The 22,531-nt window shown below is 69.8% G+C and carries 23 protein-coding genes and 2 pseudogenes; 14 read left to right on the plus strand and 11 right to left on the minus strand.

Features of this window, described 5'->3' with window-relative positions; genetic code table 11:
* Positions 1–14: 14 nt before the first annotated feature.
* Both J5V16_RS23445 and J5V16_RS23450 read right to left on the minus strand, forming a co-directional pair.
* Positions 15–752, minus strand: a complete 738-nt coding sequence (locus J5V16_RS23445) for an SDR family NAD(P)-dependent oxidoreductase (protein ID WP_208499727.1) — start codon at positions 750–752, stop codon at positions 15–17.
* Entirely contained in the window at positions 749–2,005 is a 1,257-nt protein-coding gene (locus tag J5V16_RS23450; protein ID WP_208499728.1) for an ROK family transcriptional regulator, read from the minus strand. The genes J5V16_RS23445 and J5V16_RS23450 overlap by 4 nt, the downstream gene beginning before the upstream one ends.
* A 116-nt stretch (positions 2,006–2,121) precedes the next feature.
* Between J5V16_RS23450 and J5V16_RS23455 the strand changes: the two genes are divergently transcribed.
* The 3 genes from J5V16_RS23455 to J5V16_RS23465 are packed head-to-tail and all read left to right on the plus strand — an operon-like array spanning position 2,122 to position 5,293.
* A complete protein-coding gene (locus J5V16_RS23455) occupies positions 2,122–3,471 on the plus strand; it encodes an extracellular solute-binding protein (RefSeq protein ID WP_208499729.1) in 1,350 nt (449 codons plus the stop codon).
* Complete coding sequence (locus J5V16_RS23460) at positions 3,468–4,457, plus strand: carbohydrate ABC transporter permease (RefSeq protein ID WP_208499730.1); 990 nt, start codon at positions 3,468–3,470, stop codon at positions 4,455–4,457. Before J5V16_RS23455 ends, J5V16_RS23460 begins: the two co-directional genes overlap by 4 nt.
* Positions 4,457–5,293, plus strand: coding sequence for a carbohydrate ABC transporter permease (locus tag J5V16_RS23465; protein WP_208499731.1), 837 nt, complete (start codon positions 4,457–4,459; stop codon positions 5,291–5,293). The genes J5V16_RS23460 and J5V16_RS23465 overlap by 1 nt, the downstream gene beginning before the upstream one ends.
* A gap of 106 nt (positions 5,294–5,399) precedes the next feature.
* Here the strand turns inward: J5V16_RS23465 and J5V16_RS23470 are convergent, their stop codons facing one another.
* Positions 5,400–6,974, minus strand: coding sequence for an N-acyl-D-amino-acid deacylase family protein (locus J5V16_RS23470; RefSeq protein WP_208499773.1), 1,575 nt, complete (start codon positions 6,972–6,974; stop codon positions 5,400–5,402).
* 99 nt (positions 6,975–7,073) lie between these two features.
* Positions 7,074–7,469 carry a (deoxy)nucleoside triphosphate pyrophosphohydrolase gene (locus J5V16_RS23475; protein WP_208499732.1) on the minus strand — a complete coding sequence of 132 codons (396 nt, stop codon included), beginning with the start codon at positions 7,467–7,469 and terminating at the stop codon, positions 7,074–7,076.
* Between the two features lie 427 nt (positions 7,470–7,896).
* On the opposite strand from J5V16_RS23475, the gene J5V16_RS23480 reads away from it, so the two are divergent.
* Positions 7,897–8,250 carry a hypothetical protein gene (locus J5V16_RS23480; RefSeq protein ID WP_208499733.1) on the plus strand — a complete coding sequence of 118 codons (354 nt, stop codon included), beginning with the start codon at positions 7,897–7,899 and terminating at the stop codon, positions 8,248–8,250.
* 71 nt (positions 8,251–8,321) lie between these two features.
* On the opposite strand, the gene J5V16_RS23485 is transcribed toward J5V16_RS23480, so the two are convergent.
* From J5V16_RS23485 to J5V16_RS23495, 3 genes are all read right to left on the minus strand, one after another.
* The gene (locus tag J5V16_RS23485; protein WP_208499734.1) at positions 8,322–9,104 is read right to left on the minus strand and encodes an SDR family NAD(P)-dependent oxidoreductase; all 783 of its coding nucleotides are present in this window, start codon (positions 9,102–9,104) and stop codon (positions 8,322–8,324) included.
* Between the two features lie 93 nt (positions 9,105–9,197).
* Positions 9,198–10,271: a redox-regulated ATPase YchF gene (ychF, locus tag J5V16_RS23490; RefSeq protein WP_208499736.1), complete on the minus strand. Its 1,074-nt coding sequence runs from the start codon at positions 10,269–10,271 to the stop codon at positions 9,198–9,200.
* A gap of 75 nt (positions 10,272–10,346) precedes the next feature.
* Positions 10,347–10,769 carry a hypothetical protein gene (locus J5V16_RS23495; protein WP_208499737.1) on the minus strand — a complete coding sequence of 141 codons (423 nt, stop codon included), beginning with the start codon at positions 10,767–10,769 and terminating at the stop codon, positions 10,347–10,349.
* 120 nt (positions 10,770–10,889) lie between these two features.
* Here J5V16_RS23495 and J5V16_RS23500 point away from each other — a divergent pair, with 120 nt between their 5' ends.
* The 3 genes from J5V16_RS23500 to J5V16_RS23510 are packed head-to-tail and all read left to right on the plus strand — an operon-like array spanning position 10,890 to position 12,406.
* On the plus strand, positions 10,890–11,462 hold the full coding sequence (locus J5V16_RS23500) for a TetR/AcrR family transcriptional regulator (RefSeq protein WP_408612517.1): 573 nt from the start codon (positions 10,890–10,892) through the stop codon (positions 11,460–11,462).
* A gap of 59 nt (positions 11,463–11,521) precedes the next feature.
* Positions 11,522–11,965 carry a MarR family winged helix-turn-helix transcriptional regulator gene (locus J5V16_RS25265; protein ID WP_208499739.1) on the plus strand — a complete coding sequence of 148 codons (444 nt, stop codon included), beginning with the start codon at positions 11,522–11,524 and terminating at the stop codon, positions 11,963–11,965.
* A 15-nt stretch (positions 11,966–11,980) separates the two neighbouring features.
* Positions 11,981–12,406, plus strand: a complete 426-nt coding sequence (locus tag J5V16_RS23510; protein ID WP_208499740.1) for an organic hydroperoxide resistance protein — start codon at positions 11,981–11,983, stop codon at positions 12,404–12,406.
* A gap of 50 nt (positions 12,407–12,456) precedes the next feature.
* Here J5V16_RS23510 and J5V16_RS23515 read toward each other — a convergent pair.
* The 3 genes and pseudogenes from J5V16_RS23515 to J5V16_RS23525 all read right to left on the minus strand — a co-directional run.
* Positions 12,457–13,200 (minus strand): annotated as a pseudogene (locus J5V16_RS23515) (succinate dehydrogenase/fumarate reductase iron-sulfur subunit); the annotation flags it as partial.
* On the minus strand, positions 13,197–15,092 hold the full coding sequence (locus J5V16_RS23520; RefSeq protein WP_243901609.1) for a fumarate reductase/succinate dehydrogenase flavoprotein subunit: 1,896 nt from the start codon (positions 15,090–15,092) through the stop codon (positions 13,197–13,199). The gene J5V16_RS23520 and the pseudogene J5V16_RS23515, both read right to left, overlap by 4 nt.
* An 11-nt stretch (positions 15,093–15,103) precedes the next feature.
* Positions 15,104–15,910, minus strand: a complete 807-nt coding sequence (locus tag J5V16_RS23525; RefSeq protein ID WP_208499742.1) for a hypothetical protein — start codon at positions 15,908–15,910, stop codon at positions 15,104–15,106.
* A 159-nt stretch (positions 15,911–16,069) separates the two neighbouring features.
* Here J5V16_RS23525 and mshB point away from each other — a divergent pair, with 159 nt between their 5' ends.
* The 4 genes and pseudogenes from mshB to J5V16_RS23545 all read left to right on the plus strand — a co-directional run.
* The gene (mshB, locus tag J5V16_RS23530; protein WP_208499743.1) at positions 16,070–16,942 is read left to right on the plus strand and encodes an N-acetyl-1-D-myo-inositol-2-amino-2-deoxy-alpha-D-glucopyranoside deacetylase; all 873 of its coding nucleotides are present in this window, start codon (positions 16,070–16,072) and stop codon (positions 16,940–16,942) included.
* 42 nt (positions 16,943–16,984) lie between these two features.
* Positions 16,985–17,662, plus strand: coding sequence for an MgtC/SapB family protein (locus J5V16_RS23535; RefSeq protein WP_208499746.1), 678 nt, complete (start codon positions 16,985–16,987; stop codon positions 17,660–17,662).
* A 135-nt stretch (positions 17,663–17,797) separates the two neighbouring features.
* Complete coding sequence (locus J5V16_RS23540) at positions 17,798–18,256, plus strand: GNAT family N-acetyltransferase (RefSeq protein ID WP_208499747.1); 459 nt, start codon at positions 17,798–17,800, stop codon at positions 18,254–18,256.
* A gap of 42 nt (positions 18,257–18,298) precedes the next feature.
* Positions 18,299–18,789: pseudogene (locus tag J5V16_RS23545) on the plus strand (transposase family protein); the annotation flags it as partial.
* A 78-nt stretch (positions 18,790–18,867) separates the two neighbouring features.
* Here J5V16_RS23545 and J5V16_RS23550 read toward each other — a convergent pair.
* Positions 18,868–19,227 (minus strand): ArsR/SmtB family transcription factor, encoded by a 360-nt coding sequence (locus J5V16_RS23550; RefSeq protein WP_208499749.1) that lies wholly within the window; start codon positions 19,225–19,227, stop codon positions 18,868–18,870.
* A 112-nt stretch (positions 19,228–19,339) separates the two neighbouring features.
* On the opposite strand from J5V16_RS23550, the gene J5V16_RS23555 reads away from it, so the two are divergent.
* The 3 genes from J5V16_RS23555 (at position 19,340) to arsB (ending at position 22,529) form a co-directional block, all read left to right on the plus strand.
* Positions 19,340–20,839, plus strand: a complete 1,500-nt coding sequence (locus J5V16_RS23555) for an FAD-dependent oxidoreductase (protein ID WP_208499750.1) — start codon at positions 19,340–19,342, stop codon at positions 20,837–20,839.
* A 236-nt stretch (positions 20,840–21,075) separates the two neighbouring features.
* On the plus strand, positions 21,076–21,447 hold the full coding sequence (locus J5V16_RS23560; RefSeq protein ID WP_208499751.1) for an ArsR/SmtB family transcription factor: 372 nt from the start codon (positions 21,076–21,078) through the stop codon (positions 21,445–21,447).
* Positions 21,444–22,529, plus strand: coding sequence for an ACR3 family arsenite efflux transporter (gene arsB, locus J5V16_RS23565; protein ID WP_208499752.1), 1,086 nt, complete (start codon positions 21,444–21,446; stop codon positions 22,527–22,529). Before J5V16_RS23560 ends, arsB begins: the two co-directional genes overlap by 4 nt.
* Positions 22,530–22,531 lie beyond the last annotated feature (2 nt).

Genomic DNA, 22,531 nt, shown 5'->3' on the forward strand with positions numbered 1-22,531 from the left:
GTGGAGGGATCGGGTCAGGCGAGCCTGACGAGCCGGCCGCCGTCGACGGGGAGTTCGGCGCCGGTGATGTAGCCCGCCTCGTCGGAGGCGAGGAACGCGATCGCGGCGGCGACCTCTTCGGCGCGGCCGAGGCGTCCGGCGAGGGTGCGCCCGGCCTCCTCGGCCTGCCCCGCGGGGGGCACGCGGTCCCATTGCCGGGTGCGGATGGGGCCGGGCGCGACGGCGTTGACGCGCACGGCGGGGGCGTATTCGACGGCGAGCTGGCGCACCAGCGCGCTGAGGCCGCCCTTGGCGGCGGCGTAAGCGGTGAAGCCGGGCATGGAGGCGTGGGCGTGCACGGAGGAGACGGCGACGACGGAGCCGCAGGCGGCCGTGAGCGGTTGGGCGAGCGCGGCGACGCCGAGGTAGGTGGCCTTGAGGGTCGTGTCGAGCACGCGGTCCCAGTCGTCCTCGGGCAGTTCGTGGGCGGCGCCGAAGCGCAGCGCGTAGGCGTTGGAGACGAGCGTGTCGACGTGCCCGTGCTCGTCCATGGCCCGCGCGGCGAGGTCGCGCCAGTGCGCGGACTCGGCGACGTCACAGTGGACGAAGTGGACGGATCCTTCGGTCTCGGCGACGATGCGCGCCCCCGCTTCGCCGTCGATGTCGGCGAGGTACACGACCGCGCCTTCACTCGCGAGGCGCGCGACGACCGCGGCCCCGATGCCCATGGCGCCGCCGGTGACGACGGCGACCTTTCCCTCGAATCGGTTCATCCGGCGACCTTATCGGCGTCGGCGGCCGCTTTGCCGCGCTGGCGCGGTTTCGCCGCGGGTTCGGTGAGGTCGACGAGGGCGGCGGCGAGGCCGGGGCGTTCGCGGAGGATGAGGGCCGCGCCGCCGACCGCGCCGGCGCGGGCGCCGAGGTCGAGGGCGGCGGGGACGACGTCGACCTCGCGCACGAGGGTGAGCGCGTACCGGCGGATCGCGGTGCGCAGCGGGTCGAGCAGGACTTCGCCGGCGCGGGCGAGCTCGCCGCCGATGACGATCCGCTCGGGGTTGAGGAGGTTGCAGAGGCTGGCGAGGACGCGGCCGGTCATCTGGCCGACGTCGGCGAGGACGCCTTCGCAGGCGCGGTCGCCCGCCGCGGCGGCGGCGAGCACGTCCTCCACGGTGACCTTGGCGCCCAGGTGGGGACGCAGCGCTCCCAGCACCGCGGGGATGCCCGCGTGGAGGACGAGGCAGCCGCGGTTGCCGCACGGGCACGCCGGTCCGTCCACATCGACCGAGGTGTGCCCGAGCTCCCCGGCGGCGCCGACCGCGCCGCGGAAGACCCGGCCGTCGAGGATGAGCCCGGCGGCGATGCCGCTCGACAGGCCCACGTACATGAGGTCGCGGACGCCTCTGCCCGCGCCGCTGTAGGCCTCGGCGACGGCTTCGAGCCGGGTGTTGTTCTCGATCGCGACGGGCAGGCGCAGGCGCCGCTGGAACTCGTCGGCGGCGTGCACATGGGACCACGGCTGGTCGGGCAGCGAGGTGGAGACGATGCCGGTGGCCTTCTCGATGGGGCCGGGCAGGCCGACGCCCGCGCCGACGATCCGGTCGCGGTCGAGGCCGTGTTCGGCGATGAGCCCGTCGAGGAGGTCGGCGGCGACGTCGATGCGCTCGGACCAGCCGAGGTCGGGGTCGACGGCGCGGCCGGCGCCCGCGATCTCGTTGTGCGCCAGGTCCGAGAGGTGGACCCAGACGTGGTCGAAGGTGAAGTCGAGGCCGAGCGCGACGGCCGCGCCCGGGTTGACCGCGAGCGTCTCCTTGGCGCGGCCGTCCCCGTCGGGGTCGCCGTCCTGCTCGATCACCAGGCCGCGGGACATCAGTTCGGTAACGATGGTCGACACGGTGGTGCGGGAGAGGTCGGCTCGGCGCGCGAGCTCGGCGCGGTGCGTAGGTCCCTTGCGCAGCAAGAGGGTGAGCAGCCGTTCCTGGTTCGCGCGGCGCAGTGACTGGAGGGATCCGCTCTTCGTCCGGGGCATGCGCTGATCATACAACCCGCTCATAAATCTGTGTCAAGACTATTGACGTACTTATGTGAGTGGAGCTAGCCTTCGTCCACAGACTTTTCGAACCCCTTCCTGAAAGGCGAAAACCCATGCGTGGATCCCTCGGGACGCCGGTGTCCCGTCGTACCCTGATGCGCGGCTCGGCCCTCGGCGCGGCCGCCGCGGCCGGCGCCGGAGCCCTCTCCGCCTGCGCCCCTTCGGCAGGCGGCAGCGACGGCGGCAAGAAGACGCTGACGATCATGGCCCCGGAGAACGAGTTCAGCCCCGAGTTCCTCAAGTCCGCCGAGAAGGAACTCGGCATGACGATCAAGCGCGTCGAGGTCGACACCACCAAGCTCACCGCCATGCTCGCCAGCGGCACCGCCCCCGACCTGGTCCGCGGCCTCGGCGCCGTCGAGACCTCGTACATCGTCTCCCGCGACCTGGCGCTCCCCCTCGACGACTACTTCGCCAAGAGCGAACTGCTCAAAGAGGACGACATCGACCCGATCAACGACGTGTGGCGCTACGACGGCTCCGTCCAGGGCCAGGGCCCCCGCTACGGCCTCGCCAAGGACTACTCCCAGGACGCCATGTTCTGGTACAACACCGCCCTCTTCGACGCGGCCGGCGTCGCCCACCCCTCGGACGCCGAGCCGGTCACCTACGACGAGTGGCTCGAGATGGGCAGGCAGCTCACCCAGAAGGACGGCGACACCACCACCGTCTACGGCCTCTCGGCCGGCGGCCTCGGCCTCTTCATCAGCCTCACCAACATGACCGCCTCCGCGGGCGGCAGCCTCCTCTCCGACGACCTCGGCACCATCGACTTCTCCTCGCCCGAAGCGCAGAAGGCCCTCACCTGGTACCTCGAGTACGCCCGCGCCAAGGTCGGCTTCAGCCCCGTCGAGCCCAACCCCGACGGCTGGGACTGGCCGCCCTACCAGACCGGCCGCCTCGCCCAGTCCTGGTCCGGCTACTGGTTCGGCGGCGCCATCGCCGCCGAGGCCGCCCTCGCCGAGACCTCCCGCCTCGCCCCCGCCCCGACCATGGGCGGCGAGCGCGTCAGCCCCTGCTTCGGCGCCACCGGCTACTGGATCCCCAAGGCCTCCAAGAACCACGACGAAGCCTGGCAGCTCTTCGAATGGTTCATGGGCGGCGACCCCGCCAAGGAGCGCGCCGCCGGCGGCTGGGGCATGCCGAGCCTCCTGTCCCTCCGCGCTGACCTGCCCGTCGGCACCCCCGCCCAGGAGCAGGCGCTCGCGGCCGTCGAAGCCGAGGCCGACTACTTCAAGGTCCTGTCCTTCACCCCGTACGTCAAGGTCGAGGCCCTCGACGCCGTGCTCAACCAGTACCTGCCCGACGCCATCAACGAGGGCGTCTCCGCCGGGGCGCTGGCCGACACGCTCAACAACGACATGCAGGCGCTCCTGGACGAAGGCAAGGAGCTGGTGAAGTGACCGCAACGCTCACAGCGTCGCGCGAGACTCCCCCCGGGACCGCCCGGCCGCGCCGTGGGAAGCGCGGCCGGGCGGGCACCCGCCCCCGGACGTTCTACCTGTTCGTCGGCCCGTGGATCGCCGGGTTCGTGCTGCTGACGCTCTTCCCGCTCGGCTACGCGTTCTGGATGAGCCTCACCAACACCGACGGGCTCTCCCCGCACTGGTCCTATGTGGGCATGGACAACTACGTCAGGGTCTTCCAGGACGGGCAGACCCTGGCGTCCCTGGGCCGCACCGGGATCTTCATGCTCGCGACCGTGCCCACGGGCGTCGCCGCGGGCCTGCTGATGGCGGTGATGCTCAATCGCGACTTCAAGGGGCGCGCGCTCTTCCGGGCCCTGTTCTACCTGCCCGCCGTCGTGCCCGGCGTGGCCGCCGCGCTCACGTTCAAGATCATCTTCGACAAGAACGCCGGCGCGGCCAACGCCGCCATCGGCGCGGTCGGCGGCGAGCCGATCTCCTGGCTGGCCGACCCGTGGGTGCGCTCCGTGCTCATCCTCATGATGCTGTGGGGCGTCGGCGGGTCGATGATCGTCTCCCTCGCCGCACTGCAGGACGTGCCGAAGGAGCTGCTCGAAGCGGCCCGAGTGGACGGCGCGGGCCCGGTCTACTCGTTCTTCAAGATCACCCTGCCGATCCTCAGCCCGATCATCTTCTTCCAGGTGGTCACCGGCGTGATCGGCTCGCTCCAGGTGTTCGTGCCCTCGTTGCTGCTCGCGCCCGTCAACGGCGCCGCCGCGGTCACGGCCGTGCCCGAGGGCAACTACTTCTTCATGGTGCACGTCTACGCCGAGTACTTCGCCAAGAGCCACTTCGGGTACGCCTCGGCGCTGCTGTGGGTGCTCTTCCTCTTCGTACTCCTCATCACCGGCATCGTGTTCAAGATCGGCAACCGCGCGGTCTTCTACGGCGGGGTCGACCCCTCTGAGCGGAAGGAGGGCTGATGAACGTCGACTTCGCGCGCCGGGCCCGCATGACGGCCCTCTACATCGCGCTGATCACGCTCGCCGTGATCTTCTCCGGCCCGCTCGGCTGGCTCATCCTCACCTCGCTGAAGGCCCCGAACGAGCTGTCGGTCTTCCCGATCCAGCTGTTCCCCGAGACGCCGCAGTGGCACAACTACCTCGACGCCCTCACCTACATCGACTTCCTCGGCTACGCCCGGAACTCGCTGATTCTCGCCACGCTCTCGTCGGTGCTGACCACCATCTCGTCGGCGTGGATGGCGTACGGGTTCGCGCGGCTCTCGGCCCCCGGCAAGAAGTTCTGGTTCGGGCTCCTGATCTCGACGATGATGATGCCCGGCATCATCACCCTGATCCCGACGTACCTGATGTTCGCCAAGCTCGGCTTCGTCGACACGTACATCCCGTGGATCCTCTGGGGCCTCAGCGGCGCCGCGTACATGATCTTCCTGTTCCGCCAGTTCTTCTCGGGCATGCCGAAGGAGCTGGAGGAGGCGGCGGTCCTCGACGGCTGCGGCCATGTGCGGATCTTCTGGAAGATCTTCATCCCGCAGTCGTGGCCCGTGCTGGCCGCGTGCATGGTGCTGACCTTCACCGCCAGCTGGGGCGACTTCATCGCGCCGAGCCTGCTGCTCAGCGACGAGACGACGACCCTGGCCGTCAAGATGACCGCCGGGTACGTCAACGAGAAGGGCTTCCCGGTCCAGAACCTGCTCGCGGCGGGCAGCACCATGTTCATCCTGCCCGTGCTGCTGCTGTTCCTGTTCTTCCAGCGTTTCTTCGTGCAGGGCTTCTCGACCTCGGGTCTGAAGTAACGAGTCTCCGGCGCCCTGATCCATCGTCTCGTCAGGGCGCCGGTGCGAGAACCGGGGCGGCGGGCCGGAAGCCGGGGGTCAAACCTCCGGTCCGCCGCCCCTTTCGCTATGCGCGCCGGCGCACCGAGCGGCCCGCGAGGGCCTCGGTGCGCCGGCCGTCGTCGATGGCCAAGGCGCCGTTGACGACGACATAGGGGACGCCCGCCGCCTGGCGGCGGGGCTCCTCGAACGTGGAGCGGGCGTCCACGGTCTCGGGGTCGAAGAGGACGAGGTCGGCCGCGAAGCCCTCCTTGACGAGGCCCCGGTCGGTGAGGCCGAGGGTCGCGGCGGGGCGGCCGGTCAGGTGGGCGACGCAGTCCTCGACGGTCATGAGGCCGAGGTCGCGGGTGTAATGGCCGAGGTAGCGGGCGAACGAGCCCCAGGCGCGCGGGTGGATCTTGTCGCCCGCGAGGACGCCGTCCGTCGATCCGGTGTGGACGCCGTGGCGCATGATCGCGCGGACGTTCTCCTCGTTGCCCACGTGCATGAGGCACGCGGTGCTGAAGTCGTCCTCGGCGATGAGGTCGAGGAAGAACGCCGAGGGCCGCTCCGCTCCGGCGGCCTCGGCGACGCGCCGGCCCACCAGGTGCCGCAGGCCGGGCTTGGCGACGCCCGCGATCTCGATCCTGGACCAGTCGACGGGGACGCCGTTCGCGCCGTCGGTGCCCTCGACGTCGAGCTCGTGGACGATGCGCGCCCGCTGCTCGTCGCTGCGGAGGCGTTCGGCAAGGGCCCCATAGCCTCCCGCGACCGACCAGCTCGGCAGGAGCGCCGCGAGCATCGTCATCCCGGGCAGGTACGGGTAGGTGTCGAGGCTGATCGGCAGGCCCTCGTCGAGGCCTTCGTCGATGAGTTTGAGGAGTTCGGCGGCGCGGCCCTCGTTGACCGGGTAGTTCAGGGTGGCGTGCGCGAGGTGCAGGGCGCAGTTCGCGCGGCGGCCGATTTCGATCATCTCCGCGTAGCCCTCCATCGCACCGGCGCCGTAACTGCGCTGGTGGGGGCTGAAGTAGCCGCCGTACGAGGCGACGACCTTGCACAATTCGACCAGCTCTGCGGTGGTCGCGTACATGCCGGGGGCGTAGCTCAGCCCCGCCGAGAGTCCGAAAGCGCCCGCTTCCATGCCTTGGGCGACTTGGGCTTTCATGGCCTCGAGCTCGGCGGGCGCCGGTTCGCGGTCCTCCCAGCCCATCGCGAGCATCCGCACGGTGCCGTGGGGGACGAGGTAGGCCGCGTTGGTCGGGATGCCGCGGTCCAGGCGGTCGAGGTACTCGCCGACCGTGCGCCAGTCGAAGTCCACGTCGAGGCGGCCGTTCCACGCGGCGATGGCCTCCCACATCTGCGGCGCGGTGGCCTCGTCGACCGGCGCGTACGACAGGCCGTCCTGGCCGAGCACTTCGAGGGTGCAGCCCTGGCCGAGCTTCGCGAGGTGGTCGCGGTCGGCGAGGACCGCCAGCTCCGAGTGGGCGTGCATGTCGATGAAGCCGGGGGAGAGGACCAGGCCGTCCGCGTCGATGACGCGGCGGCCGTCGAGGCGCTCGGCGCCGATCGACGCGATCCGGCCGCCGTCGACCCCGACGTCGGCCCGGAACCGGGGCGCACCGGTGCCGTCGGCGATCTCGGCTCCCCGGATCACGATGTCCACTGCGGCCACTCGGCGACCTCCCCCATTCGGCACGGAGCGTCAGTCTATGCAGGCCAGAGGGTGAGCACTAGCCGCATCTCGGCCCTCGGGAGGCGGCGTTCAGGCGCTCAGGAGGGCCTTGAGCGCCTCCACGGCCGGGCGGTTGCCGGGGAGCCACGGGACCGAGTCGAGCTCGGCGGGGCCGAGCCAGCGCAGCTCGGCGTGCTCCTTCGCGTGCGGCTCGCCTGCGGTCAGTTCGGCGAAGTAGACGCGCAGGAGGTAGCGGCCGCCGCCGGTCGCGAGGTCGCCGCCGACGCGCTCGCCGACCGCGATGGCGACGCCGAGTTCCTCGCGGCATTCGCGTACGAGCGCTTCGGTCTCGGTCTCGCCGGGTTCGACCTTGCCGCCGGGGAACTCCCAGAGCCCGGCGAGTTCGGGCGGGTAGGCGCGCGCGGCCGCGAGGACGCGGTCGCCGGCGCGGATGGCGGCGCCCACTACGACTTTCGGTTCGTTCACCGCAAGAGCTTATCGGCGCCGCGGGGCCGCGCGGACTTCGCGGCCGTTGCCGGGTTGAGGGCGTTTCGTTATCTTTGGCGCGTCAGATCACGAGCAGTGACCACTAATGAGCAACGTGTTGTTCATACGTTCGGATGATGCGGCGTAGACCCTACGGTCAGGAATCGTGTCCACCAGCACAAAACCAGACAAGAACTGTACCGCCGCATCCGGTATCACCGATTGATCCCATTTGCCGGTCTGGACAGAAACTGGGAGACGCGCAAGACTCGGTTCAGAAACGATAAAGATCCGGCGACAATTCAGACACGAAGCCCCCGTGTCCGTCGGAGCCGAATCAGACCAACCTTACTGATCGGTCGCGGCCCTGCTTCGGCAGGGCACCGGTTTGCCGGACGCGGCCAGGACGAAATGGCGATGGTGCCATATGGGGAGAACGGAGCAAGACGACAACGTGCTGCTGGATGCACTGAGGGAGCTCAACGGTTGGGTAGCGGATGGCGACGGCCGCCTCTCGCGGTCGCTGCCGCTCGACGATTCCCAGCACGCGGAGCTCGCCGAACACATCAAGATCTTCGCCGACACGCTCGGGGTCAGGCCTGACGTGTCGCGCACCGATGAAGCCACGCTCATCGTGCTCGCCAGAGAAGGCGGATTCAGCCTCACCGACGTGACCTTCGCGGGCCGCGTCGAGACCGCGTACATCACCATCGCCGGCGAACTCGCCGCCCCGGAGGACTCCTCCAAGGGCCGCTTCCGCTGGCTCAGGCGCGGCGAATAGAACGACCCGCACGGCGGACCGCCGGGGACCCCACCTCCCCGCCGGTCCGCCGCTCGCGTGTCCCGGGTCCGTCAGGAAGGCATGACCGCCTCGGGGTCGTGGCCCTGCGCCGAGCGGGCGCCGTCGACCGGGAGCACGGCGCCGCTGATGAACGAGGAACGCGCCGAGAGCAGGAACGCGACCGTGTCGGCGACCTCCGCCGCCTCGCCCGCCCGGCCGAGCGGGTGCAGGTCCCGGATCGCCGCCTCGACCCGCGCGTACGCCTCGGCGCCCGACTCCTCCAGCGAACGCAGCCGCTCGGTCGCCACCGACCCGAGCGCCAGCGCGTTCACCCGGACGTCCCAGGGCCCGTAGTCGACCGCGAGCGCCCGCGTCAGCCCCTCCATCGCGGCCTTCGCCGTCGCGTACGGCAGCGCGCCGCGCACGGCCCGCTGCGCTTGATGCGACGAGATGTTGACGATGCTGCCGGGGACGCCCTGGACCCGGAACGCGGCCACCGCGGCGGCCGCCCCGGCGAGGCAGGGTTGGAGGTTGCGGCGCACCAACTCCATGACCCCCGCGCCGCCCACTTCGTGGAGCCAGGCGTCGTGGAACAGCGCGGCGTTGTTGACCCAGCCGGTGAGCGCGCCGAGGGATTCGGCGGCGGCGACGGCCCGCGCGGCGACGGCGTCCTCGCCCGCGTCGCCGACGACGACCCAGGCGCGGCTCTCGCTGATCGCCTCGTCGAGCCATTCGAGCCGCTCGTCGCGCATCTCCACGACGACGACCGCCCGGTCCTCGGCGAGCAGCCGCTCGACGATCGCCTTCCCGATGCCCTGCCCGCCGCCGGTCACGACCGCCACTTCACGGCTCATCCGCCCCACCTCCGAGATCGAAGACGCCGCGACCCGATCGTCGCGGCGTCAGATTCCTTAGTGCTCAAGGAAAGGCGTGTTTAAACCCCGGTCTCAGACGTTGAAGCGGAACTCGACCACGTCGCCGTCGGCCATGACGTAATCCTTGCCCTCCATGCGGACCTTGCCGGCGGCCTTGGCGGCCTGCATGGTCCCGGCCTCCATGAGGTCGTCGAAGGAGACGATCTCGGCCTTGATGAAGCCGCGCTGGAAGTCGGTGTGGATCTCGCCGGCCGCCTCGGGGGCGGTCGCGCCCTTCTTGATCGTCCAGGCCCGGGTCTCCTTCGGGCCCGCGGTGAGGTAGGTCTGCAGGCCGAGGGTCTCGAAGCCGACGCTGGCGAGGCGGTCGAGGCCCGGCTCGGTCTGGCCGGTGGACTCGAGCAGTTCGCGGGCCTCGGCCTCGTCGAGGTCGATGAGCTCGGACTCGAACTTGGCGTCGAGGAGCACCGCCTGGGCGGGGGCGACGAGCGCGCGGAGCTTCGCGGCCAGCGCTTCGTCGGCGACCTGGTCCTCGTCGACGTTGAAGACGTAGATGAACGGCTTCGCGGTGAGCAGGTGCAGGTCGTAGAGGAGCTCGGTGTCGAGCCCGGCGGCGAAGACGGTCTTGCCGGAGTCGAGGACCTGCTGCGCGGTCTGGACGGCCTCGAGCTTGGCCTTGGCGTCCTTGTTCATGCGCGCTTCGCGCTCGAGGCGCTTGAGGGCGTTCTCGACGGTCTGGAGGTCGGCGAGGATCAGTTCGGTGTTGATCGTCTCGATGTCGTCGACGGGCGAGACCTTGCCGTCGACGTGGGTGACGTTGCCGTCCTCGAAGACCCGCACGACCTGGGCGATGGCCGAGGTCTCGCGGATGTTGGAGAGGAACTGGTTGCCCTTGCCCGCGCCTTCGGAGGCGCCCTTGACCAGGCCCGCGATGTCGACGAAGGTCACGGTGGCGGGGAGGATCTTCTCCGAATCGTAGACCTCGGCCAGCTTCGGGAGGCGGGCGTCGGGGACGGCGACCACGCCGACGTTCGGTTCGATGGTCGCGAAGGGGTAGTTCGCGGCCAGGATCTCCGAGCGGGTCAGCGCGTTGAAGAGCGTGCTCTTGCCGACGTTGGGCAGGCCGACGATGCCGATGCTGAGTTTCACGAGGGTCAAGTCTAGGCGGGGCCGCGCCGCCGCCGCACGGCGCGACCTGGTGCTGTGTTGCGGAAGACCGGTGCGTCAGGCGGCGAGCAGGCCGATCCCGAGGGTCAGGACGCCGAGCGCGAGGCTCGCCGCGCCGGCGTAGACGATCGCGATGAAACGGTTGGGGACGGTGCGCCCGGCTCCGGCCATGGCGGCGAAGAACCCGCCGGACATGAGGACCGCGGCGGCCGGGACCGCGATGCGCCCGACCCAGCCCCAGAGGCCTTCGAGGCCCGTGGCGTCGGCGAGGATCAAGGTCACGAGGCTCAGGATGACGAGGACGCCCGCGTGGGCGTGCCCGGCGCGCGAGAACGCCTTCTGGAAGTCGGTGAGCGGGACCTTGCCGGCGGCGATGCGCAGCAGGAAGGTGCCGCCGAACTCGATGGTGACGATGGTGAGCAGGACGACGCCGGCGATGATGCGGGAGGCGTCGCTGAGGGCGAGAGTGGACTCGAACATCAGGGGTTCCAATCGTGAGCGTTGTGGAAACCCAACGTACGCGGGAGTCTTGACAGTGTCAAGTTATTCGCCGAGATGGCCGTAGTGGTGTTTGACACTGTCAAGATCCGCGCTACAGTGGTGCTTGTGACCGATCGCTACCACCACGGGGACCTGCGCCGGGCGCTCATCGCGGCCGCCGTCGAGGCCATCGCCGAAAGCGGGCCGAGCGCCCTGAGCCTGCGGGCCGTCGCCAAGCGGGCGGGCGTCTCGCACGCCGCCCCGGCCCACCACTTCGGCGACAAGGCCGGGCTCCTGACGGCGGTAGCCGCCGAGGGCTACGACCGCTTCGCGGACGCACTGGAGCGGGCGTGGGAGGCGACCGGCGACTTCGTCGAGGTCGGCGTCGCCTACGTGCGCTTCGCCATCGACAACAAGGCGTATTTCGAGACGATGTTCCGGCCCGAGCTGCTCCACGAGGACGACCCCGACCTGCAGCGCGCCGAGTCGCGCTCGAACGACGCGCTCGTGCGCGGCGCCGGCGCGCAGCGCCCCGACGCCGCGTTCAACGCCGAGGCGCTGGGCGCCTGGTCCCTCGTCCACGGCTTCGCGGGCCTGCTCATGGGCGGGAACTTCCCGCAGGCGGTCAAGGACGACCCCGAGGCCGCGCTCCGGGATATCGCGACCCACGTCCGCTTCGGCAAGCATTCCTAAAATTCAAGTCACACACAACTAGGTTGCGCACAACTCAGTTGTGCACTATCGTCGTCCCCATGGACAGGACACCGAGGCTCCGCGAGCAGGCCTGCTTCGCGCTGTACACCGCCTCCCGCGCGGTGACCGGCCTCTACCGGCCGCTGCTCGACAAGCTCGGCTTGACCTACCCGCAGTTCCTGGTCCTCATGGCGCTGTGGGAGACCGACGGCCTCACCGTCACCGCCCTCGGCGACGAGCTCCAGCTCGACTCCGGCACCGTCTCACCGCTGCTCAAGCGGCTCGAGGCCGCCGGGTTCGTCGAGCGCCGCCGCGAGTCGGACGACGAGCGGCGCGTCACCGTGCACCTCACCGAGGCCGGGGCTGCGCTCGAGCGCGAGGGCTGCGAGGTCACCCAGGTCGTCGGCACCGCCTCGGACATGTCCTACGAGGAGCTGGTCGCCCTGCGCGACAAGCTCCACGAGTTCACCGCCGCCATCCGCACCCGCGAAACCACCGAATAGGCAAGGGAAAACCACATGGAACAAGCGCTCTACGTCGCGAACGCCGTCTCCTCCGGCGAAGGCCGCAACGGGCACGTCGCCACCGGCGACGGCATCATCGCCCTCGACCTGGCCATCCAGAAGGAGCTCGGCGGCCCCGGCGGCAAGGCCAACCCCGAGCAGCTGTTCGCCGCGGGCTACGCGGCCTGCTTCCACAGCGCGCTCCAGATGATCGCCCGCCAGGCCAAGGTGGACCTCGGCGACTCCACGGTCGAAGCCTCCGTCGGCATCCACAAGCAGGGCGATGGCTTCGGGCTCAGCGCCATCCTCGAGGTCTCGACCCCGGGCGCAGAGCGCTCGGTCGCCGAGGGCCTCGTCGCCAAGGCCCACGAGGTCTGCCCCTACTCCAACGCGACGCGCGGCAACATCCAGGTCGAGGTCGACCTGGTCCAGACCGCTTAAGCAGAGCAAAGGGAAAGGGTCCGCGCCGTCCGGCGCGGACCCTTCCTCTACTTGCGGAAGATCTTGCGGCCCAGCCACACCAGCGGGTCGTACCGGTCCCCGGCGACGCGCTCCTTCATCGGGATGATCGCGTTGTCGGTGATCTTGATGTGCTCGGGGCACACCTCGGTGCAGCACTTGGTGATGTTGCAGTAGCCCAGGCCCTGGTCGTCCTGGGCCTGCTCGCGCCGGTCGTCCCGCGCGTCGAGCGGGTGCATGTCGAGCTCGGCCGCGCGGATGAACAGGCGCGGGCCCGAGAACGGCGGCTTGTTCTCCTCGTGGTCGCGCACCACGTGGCAGGTGTTCTGGCACAGGAAGCACTCGATGCACTTGCGGAACTCCTGGCTCCGCTCCACGTCGACCTGCTGCATCCGGTACTCGCCCGGCTCGAGGTCGGCGGGCGGCGCGAACGCCGGCATCCGCCGCGCCTTCTCGTAGTTGAAGGACACGTCGGTGACGAGGTCGCGCACGACCGGGAAGGTCCGCAGCGGCGTGATCGTGACCGCCTCGCCCTCCTCGAAGAGGTTCATGCGGGTCATGCACATCAGCCGCGGCATGCCGTTCACCTCGGCCGAGCACGAGCCGCACTTGCCGGCCTTGCAGTTCCACCGCACGGCGAGGTCGGGCGCCTGCTCGGCCTGGATCCGGTGCACCACGTCGAGGACCACCTCGCCCTCGTTGACCTCGACGTCGAACTCGGCGAAGTCGCCGCCTCCGGCGTCGCCCCGCCACACCCTGAACGTCCGCTCGTTCATCGGGACTCCTCCTCGGCCGCTCCGGGCCGGTATTCCTCGGGGGTCATGTACTTGGCGAGCTCGGTCTCGTCGAACAGGCCCAGGAGCTCCCGGGTCATCGCCGGGACCGCCTGCCGCTCCAGCCGCACCTCCCCGTCTTCGAGCGAGGCCACGAGGTTCACCTTGCGCCACTCGGGGTCCATGCCCGGCGCGTCCTCGCGGGTGTGCCCGCCGCGCGACTCGTCCCGCTCCAGCGCGGCCATCGCGGTCGCGACCGAGCAGAGGTACATGTTGCGCAGATCCAGCGCCAGGTGCCAGCCGGGGTTGTAGGCCCGACCGCCGGTCGCGCTGACGTTCGCGATCCGCTCATCGAGGGCCGCAAGCTCGTGGAGCGCCTCCTGGAGTTCGCCCGCCCGGCGGATGATCCCGACGAGGCGGCCGTTGATCGCCTGCATGGCGTTCTGCAGCGCGAACGGGTTCTCGCCGTCGTTCCCGAAGGGCCGCAAGGCGTCCTCGGCCGCCGCCGCGATCTCGTCGTCGCTGAGCTTCGGCGGCTCGGCCGCCGAGGCGTGCGCGGCCGCGTACTCGCCCGCGCGCTTGCCGAACACGAGCAGGTCCGACAGGGAGTTCCCGCCGAGCCGGTTCGAGCCGTGCATCCCGCCCGAGACCTCCCCGGCCGCGAACAGTCCGGTGACGGCCGACGCGGTCGTGTCGGCGTCGACCTCGATGCCGCCCATGATGTAGTGGCAGGTCGGGCCGACCTCCATCGGCTCGGTCGTGATGTCCACGTCGGCCAGTTCCTTGAACTGGTGGTGCATCGAGGGGAGCCGCCCGCGGATGTAGTCGGCGCTGCGCCGGGACGCGATGTCGAGGTAGACGCCGCCGTGCTCGGTCCCCCTGCCCGCCTTGACCTCCGCGTTGATGGCCCGCGCGACCTCGTCGCGCGGCAGCAGCTCCGGAGGGCGGCGGTTGTGGTCGGGGTCGGTGTACCAGCGGTCGGCCTCCTCGGGGTTGTCGGCGTACTGCGCCTTGAACACCTCGGGGATGTAGTCGAACATGAACCGCCTGCCCTCGGCGTTCTTCAGCACCCCGCCGTCGCCGCGCACCGACTCGGTGACGAGGATGCCGCGCACCGAAGGGGGCCAGACCATCCCGGTGGGGTGGAACTGGATGAACTCCATGTTGACGAGCTTCGCGCCGGCCCGCAGCGCGAGCGCGTGGCCGTCCCCGGTGTACTCCCACGAGTTCGAGGTGACCTTGAACGAGCGCCCGATGCCGCCCGTGGCGAGCACGATCGCGGGCGCGGCGACCGCCATGAACCGCCCGGTGCCGCGCCGGTACCCGAAGGCGCCCTTCACGGCGCCGCCCGCGGTGAACAGCTCGGTGATCGTCGTTTCATCGATGACCTGGAGCTTCGGCTCGGTCTCGCCGGCCGCTTCGTCGTCCTGCTGCAGCGAGACGAGCTTCTGCTGCAGGGTGCGGATCAGCTCGAGCCCGGTGCGGTCGCCCACGTGCGCGAGGCGCGGGTACTCGTGGCCGCCGAAGTTACGCTGGCTGATCTTGCCGTCGGCGGTCCGGTCGAACAGGGCCCCATACGTTTCGAGCTCCCAGATCCGCTCCGGCGCCTCCTGGGCGTGCAGCTCGGCCATCCGGTAGTTGTTGAGGAACTTGCCGCCGCGCATCGTGTCGCGGAAGTGGACCTGCCAGTTGTCGTTCGAGTTGACGTTGCCCATCGCGGCGGCCGCGCCGCCTTCGGCCATGACGGTGTGCGCCTTGCCGAACAGGGACTTGGAGATGACGATGACGCTCTTGCCCGCCAGCCGCGCCTCGACGGCGGCCCGGAGCCCGGCCCCGCCCGCGCCGATGACGAGGACGTCGCAGGAGAGGTGCTCGACCTCGTTGATGTCGTTCATGGTCTGCCCCTCTACCCGACGAATCGGAGGTCGGTGATCCAGCCGGCGGCGACGGCCATGACGTAGAAGTCCGTGAGCGCCAAGGACGCCAGGGTGATCCAGGCCCACATCATGTGGCGGGCGTTGAGCGCGCTGGAGAACGTCCAGAGGCGATAGCGGATCGGGTGCTTCGAGAAGTGCTTCATCCGACCGCCCATGACGTGCCGGCACGAGTGGCAGCCGAGCGTGTAGCACCACAGCAGCAGCACGTTGGCCAGGAGGACGACGTTCCCCAGGCCGATGCCGAAGCCGTCGGGGGAGTGGAAGGCCAGGATCGCGTCCCAGGTGTTGATGAGCGAGATCGCGAACGCCAGGTAGAAGAAGTACCGGTGGAAGTTCTGCAGGATCAGCGGGAAGCGGGTCTCGCCGGTGTAGCGCGGGTGCCCGTCGGGGACGGCGCACGCGGGCGGCGAGAGCCAGAAGGACCGGTAGTAGGCCTTGCGGTAGTAGTAGCAGGTGAGCCGGAACGCCAGCAGGAACGGCAGGCTCAGCGCCGCGTACGGGATCAGCGGGTGGTCCGGCAGGAACCGTCCGAAGTGGGCGGATTCAGGGACGCACCCCTCGGAGACGCAGGGGGAGTAGAACGGCGTCAGGTAGTGGTAGTCCGCCACCCAGTAGTCGCCTTGGTAGAAGACCCGGAAGGTCGCGTACGCGACCCAGGCGGTGATCCCGAGAACGGTCAGGATCGGGCCCCGCCGCCAGTTGTCGGTCCGCAGGTTGCGGGCCATGATGGCGGCCCGGGGCGGCGACGAGACGGCACTGTCTTCGGTCGTGGTCATCAGCGCAGGATATCGCTGAACCTGTGACGTAAGTCCATGGGGTACATCACATTTATGAGCTTTTCTCTGGCTGAGGCAGTAGATTGCAAAGTTTCGCTTGAGGCCTCCTCGCGTCTCTTGTGGCGCGAGTGGCGCGGGCGCACCGTTAGGCTTGAGCCCATGAGCGCACGCGGGATCATCTTCGTCCACGCCCACCCCGACGACGAGACCGTCGGCACCGGCGCGACCGTCGCCCACTACGCCGCCCGGCCCGACGTCCACGTCACCGTCGTCACCTGCACCCTCGGCGAGGAGGGCGAGGTCCGCGTCCCGCACCTCGCCGGGCTCGCCGCGGGCGAGGCCGACCAGCTCGGCGGCTACCGCTACTGGGAGTACCGCCAGGCCACCGAAGCGCTCGGCGTCACCGACACGCACTTCCTCGGCGGCGTCGCCCGCTACCGCGACTCCGGCATGATGGGCCTGCCCTCGAACGACCACCCGCGCGCGTTCTGGGGCGCCGACGTGGACGAGGCCGCCGCCGACCTCGTCGCGGTCATCCGCGACCGCGCCCCGGAAGTGCTCGTCACCTACGACCCCGACGGCTTCTACGGCCACCCCGACCACATCCAGGCCCACCGCGTCGCCATGCGCGCCGCCGATCTCGCCGCCGACCCTGCGTGGCGGCCCGACCTCGGTGCGGCACACCGGATCCGCAAGGTCTACTGGACCACCATGCCCCGCAGCGTCATCGAAGCCCAGTTCGACGCCTTCACCGGCGCCACCGACAACCCCTTCGCCGGCGTCGCCTCCGCCGACGAGCTGCCCTTCGGCGTCCCTGACGACCAGATCGACGCCTGCGTCACCGGCGACGCCGCCGACACCGCCAAGAAGCGCGCCGCCATGGCCGCCTACGCCACCCAGATCGCCCCCGGCGACTGGCTCGACGTGCTCGGCGACAAGCTCGGCGACGAGGCCCTCGTTGCCGAGCACTACCGCCTGGTCAGGGGCGAACGCGGCCCCGGTCCCGGCTGGGAGACCGACCTGCTGGCCTGACCTGGGATTCCGCGGACGTTGATCGGGGTACCCCGGACGGCTATGGATGCTTGGACCTATCTCGGCCCGCTGGGCCTGGCGCTGCTGCTCGGCCTCGCCGTCGGCGCCGAACGCGAATGGCAGGGCAAACCCGCCGGCATGCGAACGCACGCCCTCATCGCGGTCGGCACCTGCCTGTTCGTCCTCGCCGGCCGCTACGGCTTCCCCGAGACCGTGCCCGGTACGCCCGGCGTCGACCCCGCCCGCATCGCCGCGCAGGTCGTGACCGGCATCGGCTTCCTCGGCGCGGGCGTCATCTTCTTCAACCGGAACATCGTCCACGGCATGACCACGGCCGCGTCGATCTGGTCGACCACCGCCATGGCGCTCGCGTGCGGCGCGGGCCTGTACTGGGCGGCCGTCGCCGTCGCCGCCGCGCAGCTCGTGATCGTCGCCGGGCTCGCCCCGGTCGAGGACGTCATCGCCCGGCATGCCAAGCACGCCGGGCGCCTCCAGATCCGCTACACCAGCTCGGCCGCGCTCACCGCCGCGCTCGCCAAATGCACCGAGGAAGGGTTCAAGGTCGCCGAGATCCAGGGCGAGAACGGCCACGGCGTCGTGCGCACCACCGACTTCGTCCTCACCGGCCGCGGCGCGGTCGCGGAACTGACCGTGAAACTGCGGGCCATCGAGGGCATCGAGCACGTGATCTACCGCGAAGAGGACGACTCGGCCCCCTAGGCGATGTCCCGCAAGTTGATGCCGCGCAGTGGAAGCTCTCTCGATCGGTGATGAACAGGTGGGTTGGATATCGGTCCTGTGAAGCGGCCCGCAATGTGGCCGAGAGTCTGAGGGCCGGTCGTTAGGTTGGGGGGTATGAACGATGCTCCCCGCCTCGAACCCATCACGCCCGCCAATGTCGCCATGGCCTGCCGCATCAAGGTCGCGCCCGAACAGGAGGAGTTCGTGGCCCCGGTTGCGGTTTCGCTGGCCGAGGCATACGCGTCCTTCCCGACCGCGTGGCCGCGTCTGGTGTACGTCGGTGACGAACCGGTGGCGTTCGTGATGGGGGGATTCGATCCGGATGCCGAGATCGAGTTCTTCCGATGCGGCATCTGGCGGCTCAATGTCAGCGCCCGGCACCAACGCGCCGGCCTCGGTCGTTTCGCGGTCGAGGCCGTGCTCGGTGAGGCGCGGCAGCGTGGTTCGAAGCGGGCCACCGTGATGTGGAAATCCGGCTCGACCGGCCCTGAGGGCTTCTACCGCAGGATGGGGTTCGAGCCGACCGGTCAGGAGTTCGCAGGGCAAGTGGTTGGTGCGATCGCGCTGGACTAATGGAGACCCCGAGGCTATTGGGGCGCATGGGATCATGCCTGCGTGGCGGGTGTGATCAGTGCGGTGGATGAGACGATGATCGAGCTGTTCAGCGGCCTTTCGGCCCGGCAGTTCACCAAGCTGGTCCGCCAACTTCGGCGTGAGGGTGCCGATTCGGCGCTCAAAGGACGGCCTTGGGGCCTCGCCTTCGAGGACCGAGTGCTGCTGGTCGCGGTCTACTGGCGCACCAACCTCACGATGCGCCAGATCGCGGTTCTGTTCGGCACCTCGAAATCCGCCGCTCACCGGATCATCGACGACCTCGCCCCCAAGCTCGCACTCCGGCCGCGCAAACGCTATGCACCCGAAACGGTCCTGATCGTGGACGGCACGCTGGTGCCCACCCGCGACCACCAGGTCGCGGCGAAGTCGAAGAACTACCGTACTCGACCAACCACCAGGTGGTCATCCACGCTGACACGCAGCTCGTCGTCACAGTCGGGGAACCCTTGCCTGGCAACCGCAACGACTCGGTGGCCTTCGGCGAGCCCGGTATCGACCACGCCACCTGGCTGTTCCACACCAATGGGGCCTGACCCGCGGTGCGACACAAGCGCTGCGGGTTGTGTTCGCTAGTCGCAGCAGGTGTCTTCGGCGGGGGTGGAGAGTCCGGCGAGGGCGCGCAATGGCGCGGAGAACGCGTCGCAGCAGAGTGAGTAGACGTTGCTGCGGCCCTTGGGGGTCACGTTCACGAGCCCGAGTTCGCGCAGGGGCGCGAGGTGGTGGGAGACGAGGGTCTGGGCGAGGCCGGTGGCCTCGGTCAGCTCGCGGACGGTGCGGGAGTGCTCGGACAGCAGCAGGACGATCGCGAGGCGGTTCTCGTCCGACAACGCCTTGAACTGGGGAGCGAGGTCCTTGGCGTGCGCGATCATCGACGCGTCCGAGTGCCCGGTGGTCACGTCGGTCAGGGTGAGTTCGATCGTGCGGCTCATGAGTCAAGTAAACCACAGAACTTGATATCATCAGCAATCACTGGTATTAATTACGGAAGTTGATGTGACCGCTGGGTGCGGTCACCGTGAACCGAGATTCCAGGAGTCCGCCATGTCGAACCCCATCACCCGACAGGTGTCCACGGTCGCCGTCATCGGCGCAGGTCCCGTCGGCCTGGCCGCCGCCGCCCACCTGGTCGAGCGCGGCCTGACCCCGATCGTCCTCGAAGCCGGCGAAGGCCCCGCCGACGCGATCCGCCAGTGGGGGCACGTACGGCTGTTCTCCCCGTGGCGCTTCGACATCGACGCCGCCGCACGCAGGCTGCTCGAAGCCCAGGGCTGGACCGCGCCCGACCCCGACGGCCTGCCCACCGGCGCCGATCTAATCGACGCCTACCTCGCCCCGCTCTCCAAGACGCCCGAACTCGCTCCGCATCTGCGCTTCGGCACTCGCGTCGTCGCCGTCTCCAGGGTCGGTGTCGACAAGACCCGCACCATCGATCGCGAGGGCCGCCCTTACCTCGTTCGCACTCGCACTACCGCCGGCGAATGGTCGGACCTAGTCGTGGACGCGGTCATCGACGCCTCCGGCACCTGGATGCAGCGCAACCCTCTCGGCGCCCACGGCCTCGCCGCACCCGGCGAAGACCACGAAGCCACGTGGGCCGCCGGGCCGCTGCCCGACGTCCTCGGCTTCGAGCGCGACCGGTTCGCGGGCAAGCGGACCCTGGTCGTCGGCATGGGCCACTCGGCCGCGAACACGCTCCTGAACCTGGCAACCCTGAAGGAAGCCGAGCCGGAGACCACGGTGGTGTGGGCGATCCGCGGCCAGAGCCCGGCGCGCCTGTACGGCGGCGGCTCGGCCGACGCGCTCCCCGCTCGCGGCACCATCGGCACCCGCCTACGCGAACTCGTCGAAGCGGGCGCGATCGAACTCGTCACCGGGTTCACCATCGACCGCTTCGAAGACCGCGACGATGCTGCGGTCGCGGTGGTGGGGAACATCGGCGGCGTCGAGCACGTCATCGAGGCCGACCAGGTCGCCGCCGCGACCGGGTTCCGGCCCGACCTGGAGATGCTGCGCGAGGTCCGGCTCGAGATCGACAGCACCGTCGAGGCCCCGGCGAAGCTCGCGCCGCTCATCGACCCGAACTTCCACTCCTGCGGCACCGTGCCCCCGCACGGCGAGGCCGATCTCGCCCAGCCTGACGAGGGCTTCTATCTCGTCGGCATGAAGTCCTACGGCCGCGCGCCGACGTTCCTGCTCGCCACCGGATACGAGCAGGTCCGCTCCATCGCCGCCGCGCTGGCGGGCGATCGGGAGGCCGCCGACAAGGTCGAGCTCGACCTCCCCGAGACGGGTGTCTGCTCCTCGAGCAGGTCGCTGGAAGCCACCAGCATCGCCGACGCCGCCGAGGCTTCGGGCTGCTGCGGCTCCACCGCCGCCGAGACCGCCGACTCCGGGTGCGGGACGAGCGCCGACAGCGGATCCGGTTGCGGCACTGCGCAGCCTGAACCGGTCGTGGTCGGTGGCCGCGGTCTCGCTACCGGCGTCTTGCACGGCTACTCCGGCGAGCGGATCGAACTCAAGCAGACCGGCGGCTGCTGCTAGACATCAAGAGCGGTAAGGGAATGTGGCCGGGGCGCAGCCGCACCCCGGCCACATTCCGTTCGGCACTCAGGCTTGTCCGAGCAGGCTGACAGTTGAACTTCAAACCACCTCCGGGCAGCCGAGGGGCGAACGGCAAGCGTCGGCCGCCTGGTCGGCCTCGGCTCCGTGCCGAGTCGTGACCTGGGTGACAATTGATCGGCTTGCCGCGTTGCTTTCATGTCGGTCAAAATAAACGTATGTCGAAGCAACCTGGTCGCGAGCCGATCGCGCTGACCCTCGCGGACTGCCGCACCCCGCTGATCAAAGAGCCGTTGAACGCCGATCAGGCCGAGCGGCTCGCCCCGTCCTTCAAGGCCCTCGGCGACCCGATCCGGCTGCGCCTGCTTTCCCTCATCGCCTCGCACGAAGGCGGGGAGGCATGCGTGTGCGATCTGACCGACGCCTTCGACGTGTCCGCGCCGACGATCTCCCACCACCTCAAGGTGCTGCGCGAGATCGGCCTGGTCTCCTCCGAGCGCCGGGCGACGTGGGTCTACTACCGGGCCGAGCAGTCCGCGCTCGACTTGCTCTCCACGGTCCTCTCAGTCCCGCAGGGCGTGAACGCATGACCGCGACCGCGGCCACCGAGACCACTACCGCCGTTGGCGGTCGGCTCTCCACGCTCGACAAGTACCTGCCGGTGTGGATCGGCGCCGCCATGCTCGCCGGCATCGCGCTGGGGCAGTGGGTCCCCGCCGTCGGCAAGGCGTTGAACGCGATCCAGATTGGCGGCATCAGCCTCCCGATCGCCGCCGGTCTGCTCATCATGATGTACCCGGTCCTGGCCAAGGTCCGCTACGACAAGCTCGACTCGGTCACCGCCGACAAGCGGCTCCTCGTCTCCTCGATCGTCCTGAACTGGCTCGTCGGGCCCGCGCTGATGTTCGCCCTGGCCTGGGTCTTCCTCCCGGACCTGCCCGCGTTCCGCACGGGCCTGATCATCGTCGGGCTCGCCCGCTGCATCGCCATGGTCATCATCTGGAACGACCTGGCCTGCGGCGACCGCGAGGCCGCCGCCGTGCTCGTCGCCCTCAACTCGGTCTTTCAGGTGATCGCCTTCGGGGCACTCGGCTGGCTCTACCTTGACGCGCTGCCCAGGTGGCTGGGACTCGACTCGACCGGACTGGAGGTCTCGGGATGGGAGATCGCGCTCAACGTGGCGGTCTTCCTCGGTGTGCCGCTCGCCGCGGGTTATCTGACCCGCCGCATCGGCGAGCGCCGCAAGGGCCGGGACTGGTACGAGGGGCGGTTCCTGCCGAAGATCGGCCCGTTCGCGCTCTACGGCCTGCTGTTCACCATCGTGGTCCTCTTCGCCCTGCAGGGCGAGGCGATCCTCAGCCAGCCGATGGACGTCGTCCGCATCGCGCTCCCGCTGCTGGCGTACTTCGCGATCATGTGGGCGGGATCGTTCGTCTTCGGCAAGGCCGTCGGCCTGAACTACGAGCGCTCCACGACCTTGGCGTTCACCGCTGCGGGCAACAACTTCGAGCTCGCCATCGCCGTCGCGATCGCGACCTTCGGCGCGGCCTCCGGCCAGGCGCTCGCGGGCGTCGTCGGCCCGCTCATCGAGGTCCCGGTCCTGGTCGGCCTCGTCTACGTGAGCCTGTGGGCTCGCCGCTTCTTCCGCACCCCAGAACTCCGAGAAGCCTGACC

It is taken from the genome of Glycomyces niveus (assembly GCF_017592475.1).
In the GTDB taxonomy this organism is placed as follows: Bacteria; Actinomycetota; Actinomycetes; order Mycobacteriales; family Micromonosporaceae; genus Glycomyces; species Glycomyces niveus.

Bases quoted from the DNA above. Each gene is read 5' to 3' on its own strand.
- J5V16_RS23445 (WP_208499727.1), bottom strand. From the start codon at position 752: ATGAACCGATTCGAGGGAAAGGTCGCCGTCGTCACCGGCGGCGCCATG.
- J5V16_RS23450 (WP_208499728.1), bottom strand. From the start codon at position 2,005: ATGCCCCGGACGAAGAGCGGATCCCTCCAGTCACTGCGCCGCGCGAAC.
- J5V16_RS23455 (WP_208499729.1), top strand. From the start codon at position 2,122: ATGCGTGGATCCCTCGGGACGCCGGTGTCCCGTCGTACCCTGATGCGC.
- J5V16_RS23465 (WP_208499731.1), top strand. From the start codon at position 4,457: ATGAACGTCGACTTCGCGCGCCGGGCCCGCATGACGGCCCTCTACATC.
- J5V16_RS23480 (WP_208499733.1), top strand. From the start codon at position 7,897: ATGGGGAGAACGGAGCAAGACGACAACGTGCTGCTGGATGCACTGAGG.
- J5V16_RS23485 (WP_208499734.1), bottom strand. From the start codon at position 9,104: ATGAGCCGTGAAGTGGCGGTCGTGACCGGCGGCGGGCAGGGCATCGGG.
- J5V16_RS23495 (WP_208499737.1), bottom strand. From the start codon at position 10,769: ATGTTCGAGTCCACTCTCGCCCTCAGCGACGCCTCCCGCATCATCGCC.
- J5V16_RS25265 (WP_208499739.1), top strand. From the start codon at position 11,522: ATGGACAGGACACCGAGGCTCCGCGAGCAGGCCTGCTTCGCGCTGTAC.
- J5V16_RS23510 (WP_208499740.1), top strand. From the start codon at position 11,981: ATGGAACAAGCGCTCTACGTCGCGAACGCCGTCTCCTCCGGCGAAGGC.
- J5V16_RS23520 (WP_243901609.1), bottom strand. From the start codon at position 15,092: ATGAACGACATCAACGAGGTCGAGCACCTCTCCTGCGACGTCCTCGTC.
- J5V16_RS23525 (WP_208499742.1), bottom strand. From the start codon at position 15,910: ATGACCACGACCGAAGACAGTGCCGTCTCGTCGCCGCCCCGGGCCGCC.
- mshB (WP_208499743.1), top strand. From the start codon at position 16,070: ATGAGCGCACGCGGGATCATCTTCGTCCACGCCCACCCCGACGACGAG.
- J5V16_RS23535 (WP_208499746.1), top strand. From the start codon at position 16,985: ATGGATGCTTGGACCTATCTCGGCCCGCTGGGCCTGGCGCTGCTGCTC.
- J5V16_RS23540 (WP_208499747.1), top strand. From the start codon at position 17,798: ATGAACGATGCTCCCCGCCTCGAACCCATCACGCCCGCCAATGTCGCC.
- J5V16_RS23550 (WP_208499749.1), bottom strand. From the start codon at position 19,227: ATGAGCCGCACGATCGAACTCACCCTGACCGACGTGACCACCGGGCAC.
- J5V16_RS23555 (WP_208499750.1), top strand. From the start codon at position 19,340: ATGTCGAACCCCATCACCCGACAGGTGTCCACGGTCGCCGTCATCGGC.
- J5V16_RS23560 (WP_208499751.1), top strand. From the start codon at position 21,076: ATGTCGAAGCAACCTGGTCGCGAGCCGATCGCGCTGACCCTCGCGGAC.
- arsB (WP_208499752.1), top strand. From the start codon at position 21,444: ATGACCGCGACCGCGGCCACCGAGACCACTACCGCCGTTGGCGGTCGG.